Consider the following 15,681-nt stretch of genomic DNA (forward strand, 5'->3'; position numbering starts at 1 on the left):
GCAGCGTTCAGGGCCACCACACTCTGACCGAAAGGGAACTTGATGACACAGACCTATGCACCCACCTACACCGCACAACGCAGTTGGCTGGGCCGTACCGAGGACTTTCTTGACGACAAGGGCAAAGGGGCCTGGATCGCCGCCATGGTTGTCGGTTTCATTCTTTTCTGGCCGCTTGGCCTTGCCCTTCTTGCCTATATGATCTGGAGCAAACGCATGTTTAAATCTTCGTCTTGCAGCAAACGCGCCCGCCGTGGGTCTATCACCGGGCGTTCAACCGGAAACGCCGCCTTTGATGCCTATAAGGCCGACACCCTGGCCCGTCTGGAGGAAGAGCAAACCAATTTTGAGGCCTTCCTGAGCCGTCTGCGCGAAGCCAAGGACAAGGCAGAGTTCGACCAGTTCATGGCCGAAGGCTCCAAAAACGACGATGATGCGCAAAAGGCCTAAAGCCTGCGCGTTCAATCAACACCCCCTCCGCCACGGCGGGGGGCCGATTTTCTCAAGGGACAGGACATGATGACCCCCACCACCCCAGATCCATTCGACCAGCCTGAATTCTATAGCGGCATTCCGACCAAGCGGTTCATGGCTTGGGTTGTTGACGCCCTGTTGGTGCTGATCGCCAGCGTGTTGATCCTGCCGTTCACCGCCTTCACCGGCCTGTTCTTTTTTCCGCTGCTGATGCTGATGGTGGGCTTTACCTACCGTGTCGCGACGCTTGCCAGCGGGTCGGCCACTTGGGGCATGCGCCTGTTCGGCATGGAGTTGCGCACGGCGCGCGATGAACCGCTGGATCTGGCCTCGGCGTTTTTGCATACTTCGGGCTATACGGTCAGCGTTGCCATGATGCCTTTGCAGGTGATTTCGATCATTCTCATCTGCGCCACCTCGCGCCATCAGAGCCTGAGCGACGTGATCCTCGGCACAGTCCCGCTGAACCGTCGTGTCGAAAGCGTGAACTGACCCAAACTTGTGCTTGGCGCGCTTTGGACCAGTTGTTAGAATTTCCTCCGAACAACAACGGATTTTCATGCGCCATACACTTCCCATCGCTCCGCAGTTCTATGTGACTGCGCCACAGCCCTGCCCGTATCTGGACGGCCGGATGGAACGTAAACTGTTCACCGCGCTGCAGGGCGACTCTGCGACCAAGCTGAACAACAGCCTGTCGGGGCAAGGCTTCCGGCGGTCGCAGAATGTACTGTATCGCCCGTCTTGCACGGATTGCGCGGCCTGTCTGTCGGCGCGCATCAACGTGGCCGACTTCACCCCCAGCAAAAGCCAGAAGCGCACGATCAAGCGCAACGCGGGGCTGACGCGGCGGGCGACATCGCCTTGGGCCACGGAAGAGCAATACGACCTCTTCCGCACCTATCTTGACAGCCGCCATGCAGACGGTGGCATGGCCGATATGGATGTCTTCGAATTCGCCGCGATGATCGAGGAAACCCCGATCCGCAGCCGTGTGATCGAATATACCGATACCCAAACCCGCGAGCTGATTGGCGTCTGCCTGACGGATGTGCTCGATGACGGGGTGAGCATGGTCTATTCGTTCTACAGCCCTGACCGGCCCCGTGACGGGTTGGGCAATTACATTATCCTTGACCACATCGAAATCGCCCGTGCGGCGGGTCTGCCTTATGTATATCTGGGTTATTGGGTGCCCGGCAGCCCCAAGATGGGCTATAAGGCCAAGTTCTCGGGGCTTGAGGTTTATATGGGCGGCGCGTGGCAGAAGATGCGCAACCCCGATGATTTCGAACCCGAGCAGCATCCGCTGAACACCGACCCGATTGCCGAACAGGTGGCCAATATCGCCCTCCCCGATCTGAGCCCGACCAAAGGCTAAATCGTACCGCTGCGGCACATTCGACCGCTGTCACCCGCTGAAACGAAAAAGGCACCCCGCAGGGTGCCTTTTGTTTTTGTGGCGGCCTGACCCCAGATCAGTTGGGGATCAGGTCAGGCACGATGGTCACGATGACCGGGAACATCCACAACAGCGCCAGTGCTCCGACCTGGATCAAGACGAAAGGAATGATCCCGCGGTAGATATGCGAGGTGGTGACGCTCGCCGGGGCCACGCCGCGCAGGTAGAAGAGCGCGAAGCCGAAGGGCGGTGTCAGGAACGAGGTTTGCAGGTTCACCGCAATCATGATCGTCACCCACTTCGGGTCGAAAGTGCCGCCGTAGATCACCGGCCCGACAATCGGGATCACGATGTAGATGATCTCGAGGAAGTCGAGCACGAAGCCCAGCACAAAGAGCACCAGCATCACGATCAGGAAGACCGTCAGCTCGTTGTCGAAGCTTTTCAACCACTGCTGGATGTAGTGTTCGCCACCAAAGGAGATCACCACAAGGTTCAGCAACTGCGACCCGATCAGGATGGTAAACACCATCGAGGTCACCTTGGCCGTCTCGCGGACCACGGGGCTCAGCACGCCCGAGGTATAGAGGATCCAGCACGAGAACAGCAGACCGAACACCGCGTATAGATACGCGCCATAGGCGACGAAGAAGGCAAACCAGCTTTCGACGCTCACGCCCTCTTGGTTGATGCGCAGGTCAAAGTTCACGCCGACAAGGATCGCGATCAGGATGGCCAGGGTGGACCAGATGATCACCTTGGGCGACCGGTCCATATCCTTGAGCTTGCGATAGGCGGCCAGCATGATCGCGCCACCTGCCCCCAAGGCCGCAGCGGGCGTCGGGTTGGTGATCCCGCCAAGGATCGACCCCAGGACCGCAACGATCAGGACCAGCGGCGGGAAGACCACGCGGATTAGCTCGTTACCCGCGCAAAGCTTCAGCGCATAGACCACGCCATACATGACAGCCACGAAAGGCAGCGCCATCAGCAGCACCATCGTGCCCGAGGACGTGGCCGGACCGACCAGCAGGATATCGACCAGCAGTGTCAGCACCAGACCGATGCCACCGATGATCAGCGGCCGTTTGTCCGCCGATGGGGCGACACCGCGACCGGTCGTCATGACCAGTGCCAGCAGGATCAGGATGATCGCAACACCGGTCCCGATGGGGGCGGCATTGGCGATCTTTTCAGCCTGCTTGGCGGCCAGCGCTTCTTCGGTCAGCTTTTCGCTGGCCTGTTGACCGCCCGCCGCCTCGATCGCGGCTTGCTCGGTTACCGCTTGATCCCATGCGCTTTGCCCGTGCAGTTCGATCATCGCGGCCTGACAGGCCTCGCCTACGTTGGTGCGCAGGCTGGCACCCTGCCCGATGTCGCTAAAGCTGGACACGACAGTCGACTGGCTGCCCACGATGCCAAGGTTGCCCAGAACAATCGTGCCCACGATCAGCAGGGCTGGCATGCCAAGGAACCAGGTAAAGCCTTCGCCCCGCGTGATGGGTTCGGCATTGGTCGCCCCCATCGGCACGGCGGGAGCCTTTTCAGGGTTCAGCAGCGCATAGACAAAGGCGTAAAGCGCATAAAGCAGCGCCAGCATGATTCCCGGCAGCAACGCGGCCTGAAACAGCGTCCCCACAGACACAACCGCGGGCTGGCCCAAGTAGGTCAGCGCATCGGTACAGCCCACGGCGGTGGCACGCGCTTCCTGGGCGGCGGAATATAGATCGCCCGCCAAAGTGCCCAGAAGGACGATAACGATAGACGGCGGAATGATCTGGCCCAAAGTACCGGAGGCTGCGATGACACCTGTCGCGATTTCAGGCGAATAGTTGTTGCGCAACATGGTCGGCAGCGCCAGCAGCCCCATGGTGACAACAGTCGCGCCCACGATCCCGGTGGAGGCCGCAAGAAACGCGCCCACAACCACAATCGACACCGCCAAACCGCCGGGCAGCGGGCCAAAGACGCGCGCCATTGTGGTCAACAGGTCGTTCGCGATCTTCGACCGTTCAAGCGTGATGCCCATCAGAACGAACATCAGAACCGCCAGCAACGTCTCGATCGACTGCCCCGCCAGAACGCGTTCGTTCATACGGTTCACGATAAAGCTGACGTTCCGGTCCAGCGCGACTTCCCAGCCTTGGGGGAAGACCGATTCACCGATCAGCGGCAAATCCGGATAGCGGAATTTCGATACCGCGTCATTGGGAACGCCCGAGTTCACCAGATCGCGATAGGCTTGCGACGATTGGTCAATCGCCTGATGCACCATCAGACCCGCACTATCGAGTGCGGCGATGATACCGAAAGAGATGATGCCAGCACCGCCGATGGCAAAGGCCACCGGGAAACCGGACAGGATGCCGCCAAAGAGGCAGGCAAAAACAATGATCAGGCCAATTTCGACCCCGTCGAGACCAAATAGCATGGGACGCCCCTTGAATTAATGTGTGCCCTCATAGGCTTCTTCGCCCTCGCCCAACGTATCGCGGTCGAGATATTTATCTTCGCTTTCAGGCCCTTCACGGAACTCTAACAAAGCGCGATAAAACACTGATATTGCTTGCAAGATCACCATTGCGCAGAAGGCGCACAGCAGGATCTTGAACAAGAAGTAGCCGTTGAACCCATTGGGCGAAAAGCCGATGGTTTCCACGTTCCACTTGAGCAAGCGCGCCTTGCGCAGCAGCAGTTCCAACCGGTCAGAGGCCGATGGGTTCGGTGTCACCAGATGGCGCCACAGGAAGAACCAGCCATAAAGCCATGTGACAATCGCGAAGGGGATCATGAAGAACAGCGCGCCGAACATGTCGATCACGCGCTTGGTACGGAATTTTGCGCCGGCATAGAAGAGGTCAACGCGCACATGCCCGCCTTGTACAAAGGTGTAGGACACACAAAGACATACGACCAACGCATTGAAAAGCTTCAACTCTTCCGCGAACCAGCTGATGTCGAACTGCAGCGGAATACCAAAGCCGATAGAGATATCAGGCCGGGTGAAAATACGTTGCATGAAGACGATGATGATCTGTTGCAGCACCATCAAAAGCCCGGCCCAGGCAAAGAAACGCCCGGTGACATTTGCGAAGCCTTCAAGCCCGCGCACACAGCCCCACATAAAGCTGCGTTTCCAGATGCCGACAGCCGTGACGATCAGCAGCCCGACGAGCAAGACAAAGAACAGCTCTACCGAGGCACCGTAATAGATGAACCGCATCAAGGCTTCGCTATTGGACCAGTCCAGCCACATGGACGGGTTCAGCACCGCTGCAAAGAAATTGTAGAATGCTTCAAGTAGGTTGCCCAGAATGAAGCTGATCAGGTTGCCCTCTTGGAATTGGTCCAAGCAGCTGATCTTGGCCCCTTCCGCCGCGCGGAAAAATCCAGCGCATACTGCATCTTCTGCCATTGATATCCCCCCTTCGCCCGCCCGGTTTCAGTGTGGGCTTGGTGCGAAAATTATCCTCGCTTTGCGCGCCCGTTTTCCGGATCGCAAAGTCGCGTGTGGGGCCGCCCAAAGGCAGCCCCCCTGTCATCCCGTGGGGATGGCTTACATTTTACCCAGAACGCGCTGGCGCTGTTCGACATAGTAGGCGTCGGATTTGGACAGCCATTCAGCCGATGCGGACAGCGAAGATTCAAAGCTGTTGCGGATGTCGGCGAACAGGGAGTCGTCCATGTTCTCGTCCATAACCTCTTTGGAGGCCGCACCGAATGCATCCCAGACATCATCGGGGAACTGCATGGTTTTCACGCCCTGCTGCTGCAGACGCGCCAAGGCGGCACCGTTGTTGGCCAGTGTTTCGGCCAGACCGGTGTGCGTGGTCGCCATCGATGCATATTCGATGATCTTCTGCTGCGCCGGTGTCAGGTCGTTGAACACATCAAGGTTGACCGATGCGGTCAGGCCCGACCCTGGCTCGTGGAAACCAGCGGTGTAGTAGATCTTGGCGACTTCCTGGAAGCCCGCGCGCTCATCCGCGAAGGGGCCAACCCACTCGAGCCCGTCAAGCGCGCCGGAGGACAGCGCCTGATACAGTTCGCCACCGGGGATGTTCTGAACAGACGCGCCCAGTTTACCCAGCACCTTGCCACCTAGACCGGGCATACGGAATTTCAGGCCGTTGAAGTCCGCGGCAGAGTTGATTTCCTTGCGGAACCAGCCACCGGACTGCGAACCGGAGTTCCCGGCGAGGAACATCTTCATGTTGAAGATTTCACCGATCTGGTTGTGCAGGTCATGGCCGCCACCGTGCAGATACCAGTTGGTCAGCTCTTGTGCTGTGGCACCGAAAGGCACGGCGGTGAAATACGCCAGACCGGGGTGCTGGCCGATGAAGTAGTAGTCGGCCGCGTGATACATATCCGCCTGACCGGAGGAAACGGCGTCAAAGACCTCGAACGCGCCGACCAGCTCGCCCGGGGCTTTCTTTTCGATGGTCAACGTGCCGTCAGACATCTCGTTAACCATGTTGTTGAGGTAGGTCGCGGCGTCATCAAGCACGGCAAAGCCACGGGGCCATGCGGTGACCATGGTCAGCGTGCGTTTGCCTTGGGCGTACAGCGGTGCGGCCAGTGTCGATGCAGCGGCGGCAGACCCGCCAAGCGCGGATGTCTTCAGAAATGAACGACGGTCCATATTGGATACTCCTCCCGAGTTATATGAGGGTGCCCGCGCTTCATTATATGCGCGCGGGTCATTTCAAGTGTCGTTCACTCTACGCAAAAGCGAATGGTTGAAAATACCAACTACTGCGTAGAGCGTGCAGATTTACCGCCCAAATATGCGGCAAATCTCCCGCCGCACCTGCCATATGTTGTGCATACACGCGTATAGCGGGTGAATTGTGACTGCATCTAGCACTTTGATTCGCGTGGATTTCCCAGTATCAGCGCTGCATGCGCCGCCCGTCTTTCATGATCGCCCCCACCTACGCCCAAAAGCTGACGCTCATCGCCTCTGTGCCGCTGGTGCTGGCGGTGACGGCGATTGCCTTTGTCGTGGCACTGCAGGCGCGCGCGGTGGCCGACCGCGAGATTTCAACGCTCGAGCAGCAGTTGCTGGACGCCAAGAAGGTAGAGCTGCGCAATTATGTGACACAGGCGCGCAACGGCTTTTACTTCGTCTACGGGTCCGCCTCTCCTGATGATGGGGCGGCGAAATCGCAGGTGGCGCAGATCCTCGCGGCGATGATCTATGGCGAGGAAGGTCAGTTCTTTGTCTATGACTACGACGGCACCGCCCTTGTCAGCCCGCGCCAGACGGACCGGATCAACCGCAACTTTGCCGGCGAGACGGACAGCGACGGCACGCCCGTGGTGGACGAGCTGATCCGCATCGCACGCAGTGGCGGCGGGTATCACACCTATATGTGGCCCAAACCCTCTACCGGAGAGGATGCGCAGATGATCACCTATGTCACCTCTTTCCCGAGCTGGCAGTGGGCCGTGGGGACGGGTGTGTTCATCGACGACGTGCTTGCCAGCGGGGCCGCGGCGCGATCCGATGTGCAGGCGCGGGTGCAGCGTACGTTCTTCTATATCGGCGTTATTACGGTGACCGCCCTGCTGTTGGTTTTTGGCACGGGCATGCTGGTCAACCTGCGGGAACGGCGGCTTGCGGATGCAAAGCTCAAAAAGCTGACGCAGCGGGTATTTGACGCCCAAGAGGAAGAGCGCGGCCGCGTGGCGCGCGAACTGCATGACGGCATCAGCCAGATCCTGGTGGGGGTGCGCTATGCGCTCGACAACGCGCGACGCCGGCTGGAAAGGGGCGACGCCCGCGCGGCAGAGCCTTTGGCAAAGGGGATCGACAGCCTTGCACAGGCCATCGCCGAAGTGCGCCGCATCAGCCGCGACCTGCGCCCCAGTATTCTGGATGATCTCGGCCTTGGTCCCGCGCTGAAAACGCTGGTCGAACAATTCGCCCTACGCACCGGTATTCAGTGCCGCTTCGATACCGTGGTATTCCGCAACCGCTTGGACGACGAGGCCAAGATCGCGCTTTACCGGATCGCGCAAGAGGCGCTGACCAATATCGAACGCCACGCACGCGCCACCGAAGTTATCGTCGATCTGCGCGGTCACCGACAGGGCGCGACGCTGTCGATCTCTGACAACGGGCTGGGACTGGCCAAGACACGCTCCACCGCCGGAGGGTTGGGCCTGCGCAATATGCAAGAGCGGATCGAACAGCTAGACGGTACGCTGACCATGCAAACCTCTGCCCAGGGCGGCACCGAGATTACCGCTACCGTCCCGCTAACCCATATGCTGCGCCCGCCGCCGACCGCCCTTCCCTAAGCCCTGATATGCCCCTTCCCGAAAGCTGCCCCATGACCCTTTCCGACACCCAGCCGCCCGCGTTGATAAAAGTGATGATCGTGGACGATCACCCGATGGTCGCCGAAGGCATCCAGTCCATTCTTGAAAGCTATGACGATATCAATGTGGTCGGCTGTCTGCCCAATGGCCGCGCCGCGATCGAGAGCGTCGCGGAACTGGACCCCGATGTGATCCTCATGGACCTCAATATGCCAGAGATCGGCGGGCTGTCCGCGACCGAGATCTTGCTGGAACGCCAGCCCGACACCCGCATCGTGATCCTGTCGATGCATGACAACCCCGAATATATCTCTTCGGCGCTGAGCCACGGCGCCATGGGGTATATCCTCAAGGATGTGCCGACGGACGAGATCAAGTTGGCGATCGATACGGTGATGCGCGGCGAACGGTATCTGTGCACCGGCGCGCAAGGGTCGCTTGAACCCAAGGATGCCGCACGTGAATCCCTGACCGAACGCGAACAGACGATCCTGTTGCAACTGGCACAGGGGAAATCCAACAAAGAGGTCGCGCTGACCTTGGATATCTCTGTGCGCACCGTCGAAACCCACCGCAAGAATATCAAGCGCAAGCTAGGCATCTCTTCCACCGCAGGGCTGACGCGCTACGCGATGGAACACGGCGTGCTGCAGGGAACCGGAGTGCGACTCTAGCTGATATCGGCCCGAGAAATGCCCCCAATTTTGCAAAAATTAGAAAATTCAGGATTTCGCGCAATAAATGAAAAGATTTTTTGCACCCAGCGACACTTTTATCGACAATAGAGCATTGACGCCCCTTTGTGGCGCTCATAATGTCCATGCACGCAATGAGGGGCCTTTGGCTATGACAGATCTAGCTTTGACAGATATCGTCGTCATTCTAAGACACACGCGCATGGGCCGGTAACGGCAGACCATAATAGTCACCATGCGCCCCCGTCAAAATCGGGGGCTTTTTTTTGCGCAACGTATTTTTTGATAAACCACCGCCTGACGGAGCACCAAGATGACACGTAAAATGACCGGAGCGAAAATGATCGTTCAAGCCCTGATTGATCAGGGTGTTGATACCGTATTTGGCTATCCCGGCGGCGCTGTCCTACCGATCTATGACGAGGTGTTCCAACAAAACAGCATCAAACACGTGTTGGTGCGTCACGAACAAGGGGCGGTGCATGCCGCCGAAGGCTATGCGCGTTCGACCGGAAAACCGGGCGTTGTTCTTGTAACCTCGGGCCCCGGTGCCACCAATGCGGTGACCGGCCTGACGGATGCCTTGCTCGATTCCATTCCGCTGGTGGTCCTGACGGGTCAGGTGCCGACCTTCATGATCGGCTCTGACGCGTTTCAAGAGGCCGATACCGTGGGCATCACCCGCCCCTGCACCAAGCACAACTGGCTGGTGAAAGAGACCGACAAGCTGGGCGGCGTCCTGCACGAGGCGTTCCATGTGGCCACCAGCGGGCGCCCCGGCCCCGTTCTGGTCGACATCCCGAAAGACGTGCAATTCGCCACGGGGGAATACACGCCCAAGAAGCCGTCCACCTCGCATTACCAGCCGCCCGTCAAAGGCGACATGACCGAGATCACCGAACTGGTGGCCGCCATCGAGACCGCCAAGCGCCCGATTTTCTATACCGGCGGCGGCGTCATCAACTCCGGCCCTGCGGCGTCGCAACTGCTGCGCGAATTGGTCGAGGCGACAGGCTTTCCCATCACCTCTACCTTGATGGGGCTTGGCAGCTATCCGGCGTCGGGTGACAAATGGTTGGGGATGCTCGGGATGCATGGTCTTTACGAGGCCAACATGGCGATGCACGACTGCGATCTGATGATCAACATCGGCGCGCGCTTCGACGACCGGATCACCGGCGTCGTCGACATGTTCAGCCCGAAATCCAAGAAAGCGCATATCGACATCGACCCCTCGTCGATCAACAAGATCATCCGCGTGGACATCCCTATCGTCGGCGACGTGGGCCATGTGCTTGAAGACCTGCTGAAGGTCTGGAAATCGCGCGGCCGCAAGACAAACACCGAAGCCGTTGGCAAATGGTGGAAGAAGATCGAGGAATGGCGCAACGTTGACTGCCTCAAGTTCGAACAAAAAGGCAAGATCATCAAACCGCAATACGCGCTCTCGCGGCTTGAGGCGCTGACCAAGGGGCGTGACCGCTATGTCACCACCGAAGTGGGCCAGCACCAGATGTGGGCCGCGCAATACCTTGGCTTCGAGGATCCGAACCGCTGGATGACCTCTGGTGGGCTGGGGACGATGGGCTATGGCTTCCCTGCGTCCATCGGCGTGCAGATGGCGCATCCTGACGCGTTGGTCATCAACGTCGCCGGCGAAGCGTCTTGGCTGATGAATATGCAGGAAATGGGCACCGCCATGCAATACGGCCTGCCGGTGAAACAGTTCATCCTGAACAACGAACGCCTCGGCATGGTCCGCCAGTGGCAAGAGCTGCTGCACGGCGAGCGCTATTCCCAAAGCTGGTCTGAATCCCTCCCCGATTTCGTCAAGCTGGCCGAAGCCTTCGGGGCCAAGGGGATCATCTGTTCGGACCCCGACGATCTGGACGACGCGATCATGGAGATGCTCGACTATGACGGTCCGGTGATCTTTGACTGTCTGGTGGAAAAACACGAAAACTGTTTCCCGATGATCCCGTCGGGCAAAGCGCATAACGACATGATGCTGGCCGGTGTCGATACGCAAGGTGTGATCGACGCCAAAGGATCGGTCTTGGTCTAAGCCGCCAACGGCACAAGGAAACACATCGGCGCGGGGTCGCGCGCCGAGATTGAACAAATCTTAGAAGGACAGTTTCATGTCAGCCCTAAAGATCAAAAAAGGCTCCAACAGCCATTCCGCCTATAACCTACGTCCCAATTTCTCGGATGTGATCGAACGCCACACGCTGGCCGTACTGGTCGAGAACGAACCCGGTGTGCTGGCGCGCGTCATCGGTCTGTTTTCGGGCCGTGGATACAACATCGACAGCCTTACCGTGGCAGAGGTTGACCACACAGGCCACCTTAGCCGCATCACCATCGTCACCTCGGGCACGCCGCAGGTGATCGAGCAGATCAAGGCGCAGCTGGGGCGGATTGTGCCGGTACACGAGGTGCATGACCTGACCGTCGAAGGCCCCGTGGTCGAGCGTGAGCTTGCGATGTTCAAGGTGAATGGCACCGGCGACAAACGTGTCGAAGCCCTGCGTCTTGCGGATATCTTCCGCGCCAACGTTGTCGATAGTACCTTGGAAACATTCGTGTTCGAGATCACCGGCGCGCCCGAGAAGATTGACGCATTTGCCGAATTGATGCGCCCCTTGGGGCTGGTGTCCGTGGCACGGACGGGTGTGGCAGCCCTGTCGCGCGGCGACTGATACGCTAAGGTGGCAGGTTGACGTCTGGCCGGCTTCGGCCGGACTAAGCCTGACCGCGGTGGCGGAACTCTACCGGCGGGACGGCTTTTGGGCGGAATGGAAGCACCTCGCCGCCTGTTTGCTTTCGCGTAATGCCGGCGGAATGGCGCAGTAGTTTGTTCGGCAAATCAGCGTCCGCCTTGGATCGCACGACCTTGGGGTTAAGCGCCTTGCGCAACTTGGCCTCGTGGTAGACCTCGAACTGGACCAGATCACCAGCATCGAAACAGCTTGTCATCTGGTTCACTGTCGCGGGGTCACCTTGGAAATACGCAAGGTCGCCGTGATCCTCGCACCAGAACACAGCTTTGTTGGATCGGGCATCGCTCCAAAGTACCACACCGTACATTTAACTGTTCCTTCCAGATGCTTGCAGACATGAGAGATAATCATGTCATTTTTACAAATTGTCGATTTTTTTACGAAATCATTTTGTGTCGCGCGCACCGAAATTTGACGCTGATTAGCGTCACTACACAGCCCTATATTGCAAATCTCCTTGCAAATTCGTTCAAAGGTTGTGAAGTTTAGTTCAATTAATTTTAGTGGACTGATTTCATGACGAACCCCGCCGATATCAGGACAATTTTCGGGTCAAATTTAAAAAAACTTTCAGTGGGTTACCCCTCCATCACCTACCTCGCGCAGGAACTGGGGATCAATCGCACACAGTTCAATCGATATCTGTCGGGGGAAAGCTTTCCGCGCCCCGATATTCTGGACCGGATGTGCAAGTTTTTCGACGTTGATGCGCGTGTCCTTCTGGAGCCCTTGGAAGAGATCAAGAAGATCGAACCCACCCCCCCGGATTTCATGGGTGACTTCATCGTTTCGGGCGCGCTGGACCTGCCCGAAGCAACGTTTCCCAGCGGTTTCTACCGGTTCTCGCGTCGCAGTTTTCTTTACCCCGAGAAATTCGCCTTGGGATTGGTCATGGTGTTTCGCAGTGGCCGGCATACCTATCTGCGCGGCTACGAGGCCCCTCACGCCATGCGCATCCAAAGCCTGCCCACCCATTCGGAATTGCGCGAGTATCGCGGCGTGGTGCTGCAGCAGGAAGAAGGCATCGCCATTATCGCCTCGCGGCGCGGCGCGATGACCTCTTCGTTCAACTATCTGGGGCGGATCGCGTCGTTCAACAATAATTTCTGGGTCGGATACATCACCCGCACGGTGCCGGAAAATTCGATCGGGCTGCGGGCGACGCGGCTGGTCTATGAATACCTGCCGCAAACCCCGTCGGCCGTGTTGCAGGCCGCCCGCTTGAAGGGGCTATGCGAGGCAAACGATCTTGAACCCTTTCACCGCCACCTTCTGCGCACCGAATTCGCCTTTGAATGACCGCTACGCCAGCGGCGGCGGGCGCATCTGGGGCCACTGCGTTGCCGCGTGCCACTGTTGCGCCAGTTGAAGCAGCGCCGTATCGCTTCCCCGCGGTCCGATCATCTGTAGCCCCGCAGGCAGCCCCCCTGCGCCGAAACCGGCGGGGATGTTGACAACCGGCAGCCCCACCAGACCGGCGGGCACCACGACCTGCATCCAGCGGTGATAGGTATCCATGTCCCGTCCGGCGATCTGTGTCGGATGCACCTGATCCACGTCAAAGGGCCAAAGCTGCGCCGAGGGCAGTACCAGCACGTCAACCTCGTCAAACAGCGCGGTGACACGGCGATACCAATCCGACCGCGTCAGGCTGGCGCGCTGCACCTCCTGCCCCGTGAATCCGAGCCCGCGCTCGATCTCCCACTGGGCGGCGGGCTTGAGCTTGTCGCGGGTTTCCGGATCGCGGTAGAGCGCGCCCAATCCGGCAGCAACGGCAAAAGACCGCAGCGTGGTCCAGCTGTCCCACATCGCGTCTGCGTCAAAGGGGGCTGGCACATGGGTCACCTGATGCCCCAGGGCGGCCAGCTGATCCAGGGCCGCTTTGCTCACGTCCTCGATCCCGTCTGCATAGGTGAATGCCCCGCCCCAGTCGCCCAGCCACCCGATGCGGCGCGTGGGCGACGGGGTGTCCATCTGCGGCAAGCTCGGCGCCGGTGACAGGCCGAGGGGTTGTTTGGGGTCCTCTCCGGTCATCGTGTCCAACAAGGCCGCCAGATCGCGGGGGCAGCGCGCCATCGGGCCTGCCATGCTCAGCTGATGCAGGAACATATCGCCCTCTGGCTCTGCCGGTACTGTGCCCCAGCTGGGGCGCATGCCGTAGACGTTGTTCCAGCCCGCGGGGTTGCGCAGGCTGCCCATCATGTCGGAGCCGTCCGCGATGCTCAGCATCCCCGTGGCCAAAGCAGCCGCCGCCCCGCCCGAAGACCCGCCAGCCGAGCGTGTGTGGTCATAGGGGTTCCGCGTCGGGCCGTAGACGGGGTTGAACGTGTGGCTGCCCAACCCGAATTCAGGCGTGTTGGTTTTACCGATGATGATTGCCCCAGCCGCGCGGATGCGGGCGACAAAGACGCTGTCCTTCTGGGCAATCGTTCCGGCAAACAGCGGTGATCCCTTGGCGGTTGGCAAGCCCTTGGCATCGGATAAATCCTTGATCGCAATGGGAATACCGTGCAGCCATCCGACCCGAGGCGTGGCATCGGCCCTATCGGCTTCGGCCAGAAGCTCGGCCCGCGGGCGCAGCGCGACGATGGCGTTGACCGCGCCGTTCACGGCGTCGATGCGCTCTAGCGTGGCCTCCATCAAAGCACGCGCCGTCAGGCTGCCGTTCGCCAATGCCTCCGATTGGGCCAAGGCCCCGATGTCTAGTATGTTCATGGCCGAGCCCTCCGTTCGCGGTCATAGAACGGAAGGCGGCAGGGGTATGCAAGAGGCACCGGCAAAACTGCTGCACGCGACAAGGCCGCCCGCGCGCAGTTGCCTGATATTTGGCCTTAGCCTTCTTGCGCCTCGGCGCGGGTCTTGCCCGACACGGCAAGCGCCAGCGCGGCCCCCATCAACCCGTCAAGGTCACCATCCAGCACCCCTTTGGTATCCGAGGTTTCAAAGTTGGTGCGCAGGTCTTTGACCATCTGGTAGGGCTGCAAGACGTAGGACCGGATCTGGTTGCCCCAGCCCGCGTCGCCCTTGTTTTCATGGGCTTCGTTGATGGCCGCGTTGCGGCGGTCCAGCTCCATCTGATACAGCCGCGATTTCAGCGCCTTCATCGCGATGTCGCGGTTCTGGTGCTGCGATTTCTCAGAGCTGGTAACCACGATGCCGGTGGGGTGGTGCGTGATCCGCACGGCCGAGTCGGTGGTGTTTACGTGCTGACCACCGGCCCCCGAGGACCGATAGGTGTCGATGCGGATGTCGCTGGGGTTGATATCGATTTCGATGTTGTCGTCCACCACCGGATACACCCAGATAGAGGTAAAGGACGTGTGCCGTTTGGCGGCGCTGTCAAAGGGGCTGATCCGCACCAGACGGTGCACACCGGATTCCGACTTGAGCCAGCCATAGGCATTCGGGCCGCTGATCTTGTAGGTCGCCGATTTGATCCCCGCCTCTTCGCCGGGGCTTTCGGATTGCAGCTCGACCTTATAGCCCTTTTTCTCGGCCCACCGGACATACATGCGCGACAGGATATTGGCCCAGTCACAGCTTTCGGTGCCGCCTGCCCCTGCGTTGATTTCAAGGAAGGTGTCATTCCCATCGGCCTCGCCGTTCAACAGCGCTTCCAGCTCTTTCTGGGCGGCTGTCTCGGCCAGCTTTTTCAATGCGGTTTCGGCCTCTGCGATGACCTCGTCGTCGCCTTCCATCTCGCCCAGTTCGATCAGTTCGATGTTATCGGCCAGCTCTTGTTTGATGCCCTCGTAGGTGGCGATGGAATCGACCAGCGCCTGACGGTCGCGCATCAGTTTTTGCGCCGCATCGGGATCATCCCACAGATTGGGGTCTTCGACACGGGCGTTGAATTCTTCCAGACGGTATGGCGCGGTTTCGACGTCCAGACGCTGTGCCAACAGCTCCAGCGATTTGCTGATCTTATCCGCTGTATTTTGTGCATCTGCGCGCATGGTATCCTGCCTTTAAATAGATCGCGGCCCCGAATAGCCGG

The 15,681-nt window shown here is 59.4% G+C and carries 14 protein-coding genes; 8 read left to right on the forward strand and 6 right to left on the reverse strand.

The features are described 5' to 3' along the window. Nucleotides 1–42 precede the first annotated feature (42 nt). The 3 genes from IV89_RS09540 to IV89_RS09550 all read left to right on the forward strand — a co-directional run bounded on the left by IV89_RS09540 (nt 43) and on the right by IV89_RS09550 (nt 1,855). Nucleotides 43–450: a DUF2852 domain-containing protein gene (locus IV89_RS09540; RefSeq protein ID WP_009826953.1), complete on the forward strand. Its 408-nt coding sequence runs from the start codon at nt 43–45 to the stop codon at nt 448–450. Nucleotides 451–516: 66 nt separating this feature from the next. Next, nucleotides 517–966 (forward strand): RDD family protein, encoded by a 450-nt coding sequence (locus tag IV89_RS09545; RefSeq protein WP_009826952.1) that lies wholly within the window; start codon nt 517–519, stop codon nt 964–966. A 67-nt stretch (nt 967–1,033) separates the two neighbouring features. Next, the gene (locus tag IV89_RS09550) at nt 1,034–1,855 is read left to right on the forward strand and encodes an arginyltransferase (protein ID WP_005853310.1); all 822 of its coding nucleotides are present in this window, start codon (nt 1,034–1,036) and stop codon (nt 1,853–1,855) included. 97 nt (nt 1,856–1,952) lie between these two features. On the opposite strand, the gene IV89_RS09555 is transcribed toward IV89_RS09550, so the two are convergent. From IV89_RS09555 to IV89_RS09565, 3 genes are all read right to left on the reverse strand, one after another. Further along, nucleotides 1,953–4,307: a TRAP transporter large permease subunit gene (locus IV89_RS09555; protein WP_037944179.1), complete on the reverse strand. Its 2,355-nt coding sequence runs from the start codon at nt 4,305–4,307 to the stop codon at nt 1,953–1,955. A gap of 15 nt (nt 4,308–4,322) precedes the next feature. After that, nucleotides 4,323–5,291 (reverse strand): hypothetical protein, encoded by a 969-nt coding sequence (locus IV89_RS09560; protein ID WP_005853306.1) that lies wholly within the window; start codon nt 5,289–5,291, stop codon nt 4,323–4,325. A 141-nt stretch (nt 5,292–5,432) separates the two neighbouring features. Beyond that, nucleotides 5,433–6,521 carry a TRAP transporter substrate-binding protein gene (locus tag IV89_RS09565; protein ID WP_005853304.1) on the reverse strand — a complete coding sequence of 363 codons (1,089 nt, stop codon included), beginning with the start codon at nt 6,519–6,521 and terminating at the stop codon, nt 5,433–5,435. A gap of 260 nt (nt 6,522–6,781) precedes the next feature. Between IV89_RS09565 and IV89_RS09570 the strand changes: the two genes are divergently transcribed. From IV89_RS09570 to ilvN, 4 genes are all read left to right on the forward strand, one after another. Beyond that, nucleotides 6,782–8,185: a cache domain-containing protein gene (locus tag IV89_RS09570; RefSeq protein ID WP_037944178.1), complete on the forward strand. Its 1,404-nt coding sequence runs from the start codon at nt 6,782–6,784 to the stop codon at nt 8,183–8,185. Nucleotides 8,186–8,217: 32 nt separating this feature from the next. Further along, nucleotides 8,218–8,880: a response regulator transcription factor gene (locus tag IV89_RS09575; RefSeq protein ID WP_005853301.1), complete on the forward strand. Its 663-nt coding sequence runs from the start codon at nt 8,218–8,220 to the stop codon at nt 8,878–8,880. A 334-nt stretch (nt 8,881–9,214) separates the two neighbouring features. Next, nucleotides 9,215–10,966: an acetolactate synthase 3 large subunit gene (locus tag IV89_RS09580; RefSeq protein WP_037944177.1), complete on the forward strand. Its 1,752-nt coding sequence runs from the start codon at nt 9,215–9,217 to the stop codon at nt 10,964–10,966. A 76-nt stretch (nt 10,967–11,042) separates the two neighbouring features. Further along, nucleotides 11,043–11,603: an acetolactate synthase small subunit gene (ilvN, locus tag IV89_RS09585; protein ID WP_009826946.1), complete on the forward strand. Its 561-nt coding sequence runs from the start codon at nt 11,043–11,045 to the stop codon at nt 11,601–11,603. A 43-nt stretch (nt 11,604–11,646) separates the two neighbouring features. Here ilvN and IV89_RS09590 read toward each other — a convergent pair whose 3' ends face one another. Next, nucleotides 11,647–11,991: a hypothetical protein gene (locus tag IV89_RS09590; RefSeq protein WP_037944176.1), complete on the reverse strand. Its 345-nt coding sequence runs from the start codon at nt 11,989–11,991 to the stop codon at nt 11,647–11,649. 209 nt (nt 11,992–12,200) lie between these two features. Between IV89_RS09590 and IV89_RS09595 the strand changes: the two genes are divergently transcribed. Continuing rightward, nucleotides 12,201–12,983, forward strand: coding sequence for a helix-turn-helix transcriptional regulator (locus tag IV89_RS09595; protein WP_037944174.1), 783 nt, complete (start codon nt 12,201–12,203; stop codon nt 12,981–12,983). A gap of 3 nt (nt 12,984–12,986) precedes the next feature. On the opposite strand, the gene IV89_RS09600 is transcribed toward IV89_RS09595, so the two are convergent. Further along, entirely contained in the window at nt 12,987–14,399 is a 1,413-nt protein-coding gene (locus IV89_RS09600) for an amidase (RefSeq protein WP_037944173.1), read from the reverse strand. 116 nt (nt 14,400–14,515) lie between these two features. Continuing rightward, on the reverse strand, nt 14,516–15,640 hold the full coding sequence (prfB, locus tag IV89_RS09605) for a peptide chain release factor 2 (RefSeq protein ID WP_009826942.1): 1,125 nt from the start codon (nt 15,638–15,640) through the stop codon (nt 14,516–14,518). Nucleotides 15,641–15,681 lie beyond the last annotated feature (41 nt).

Source organism: Sulfitobacter sp. CB2047 (assembly GCF_000735125.2).
Taxonomy (GTDB): Bacteria; Pseudomonadota; Alphaproteobacteria; order Rhodobacterales; family Rhodobacteraceae; genus Sulfitobacter; species Sulfitobacter pontiacus.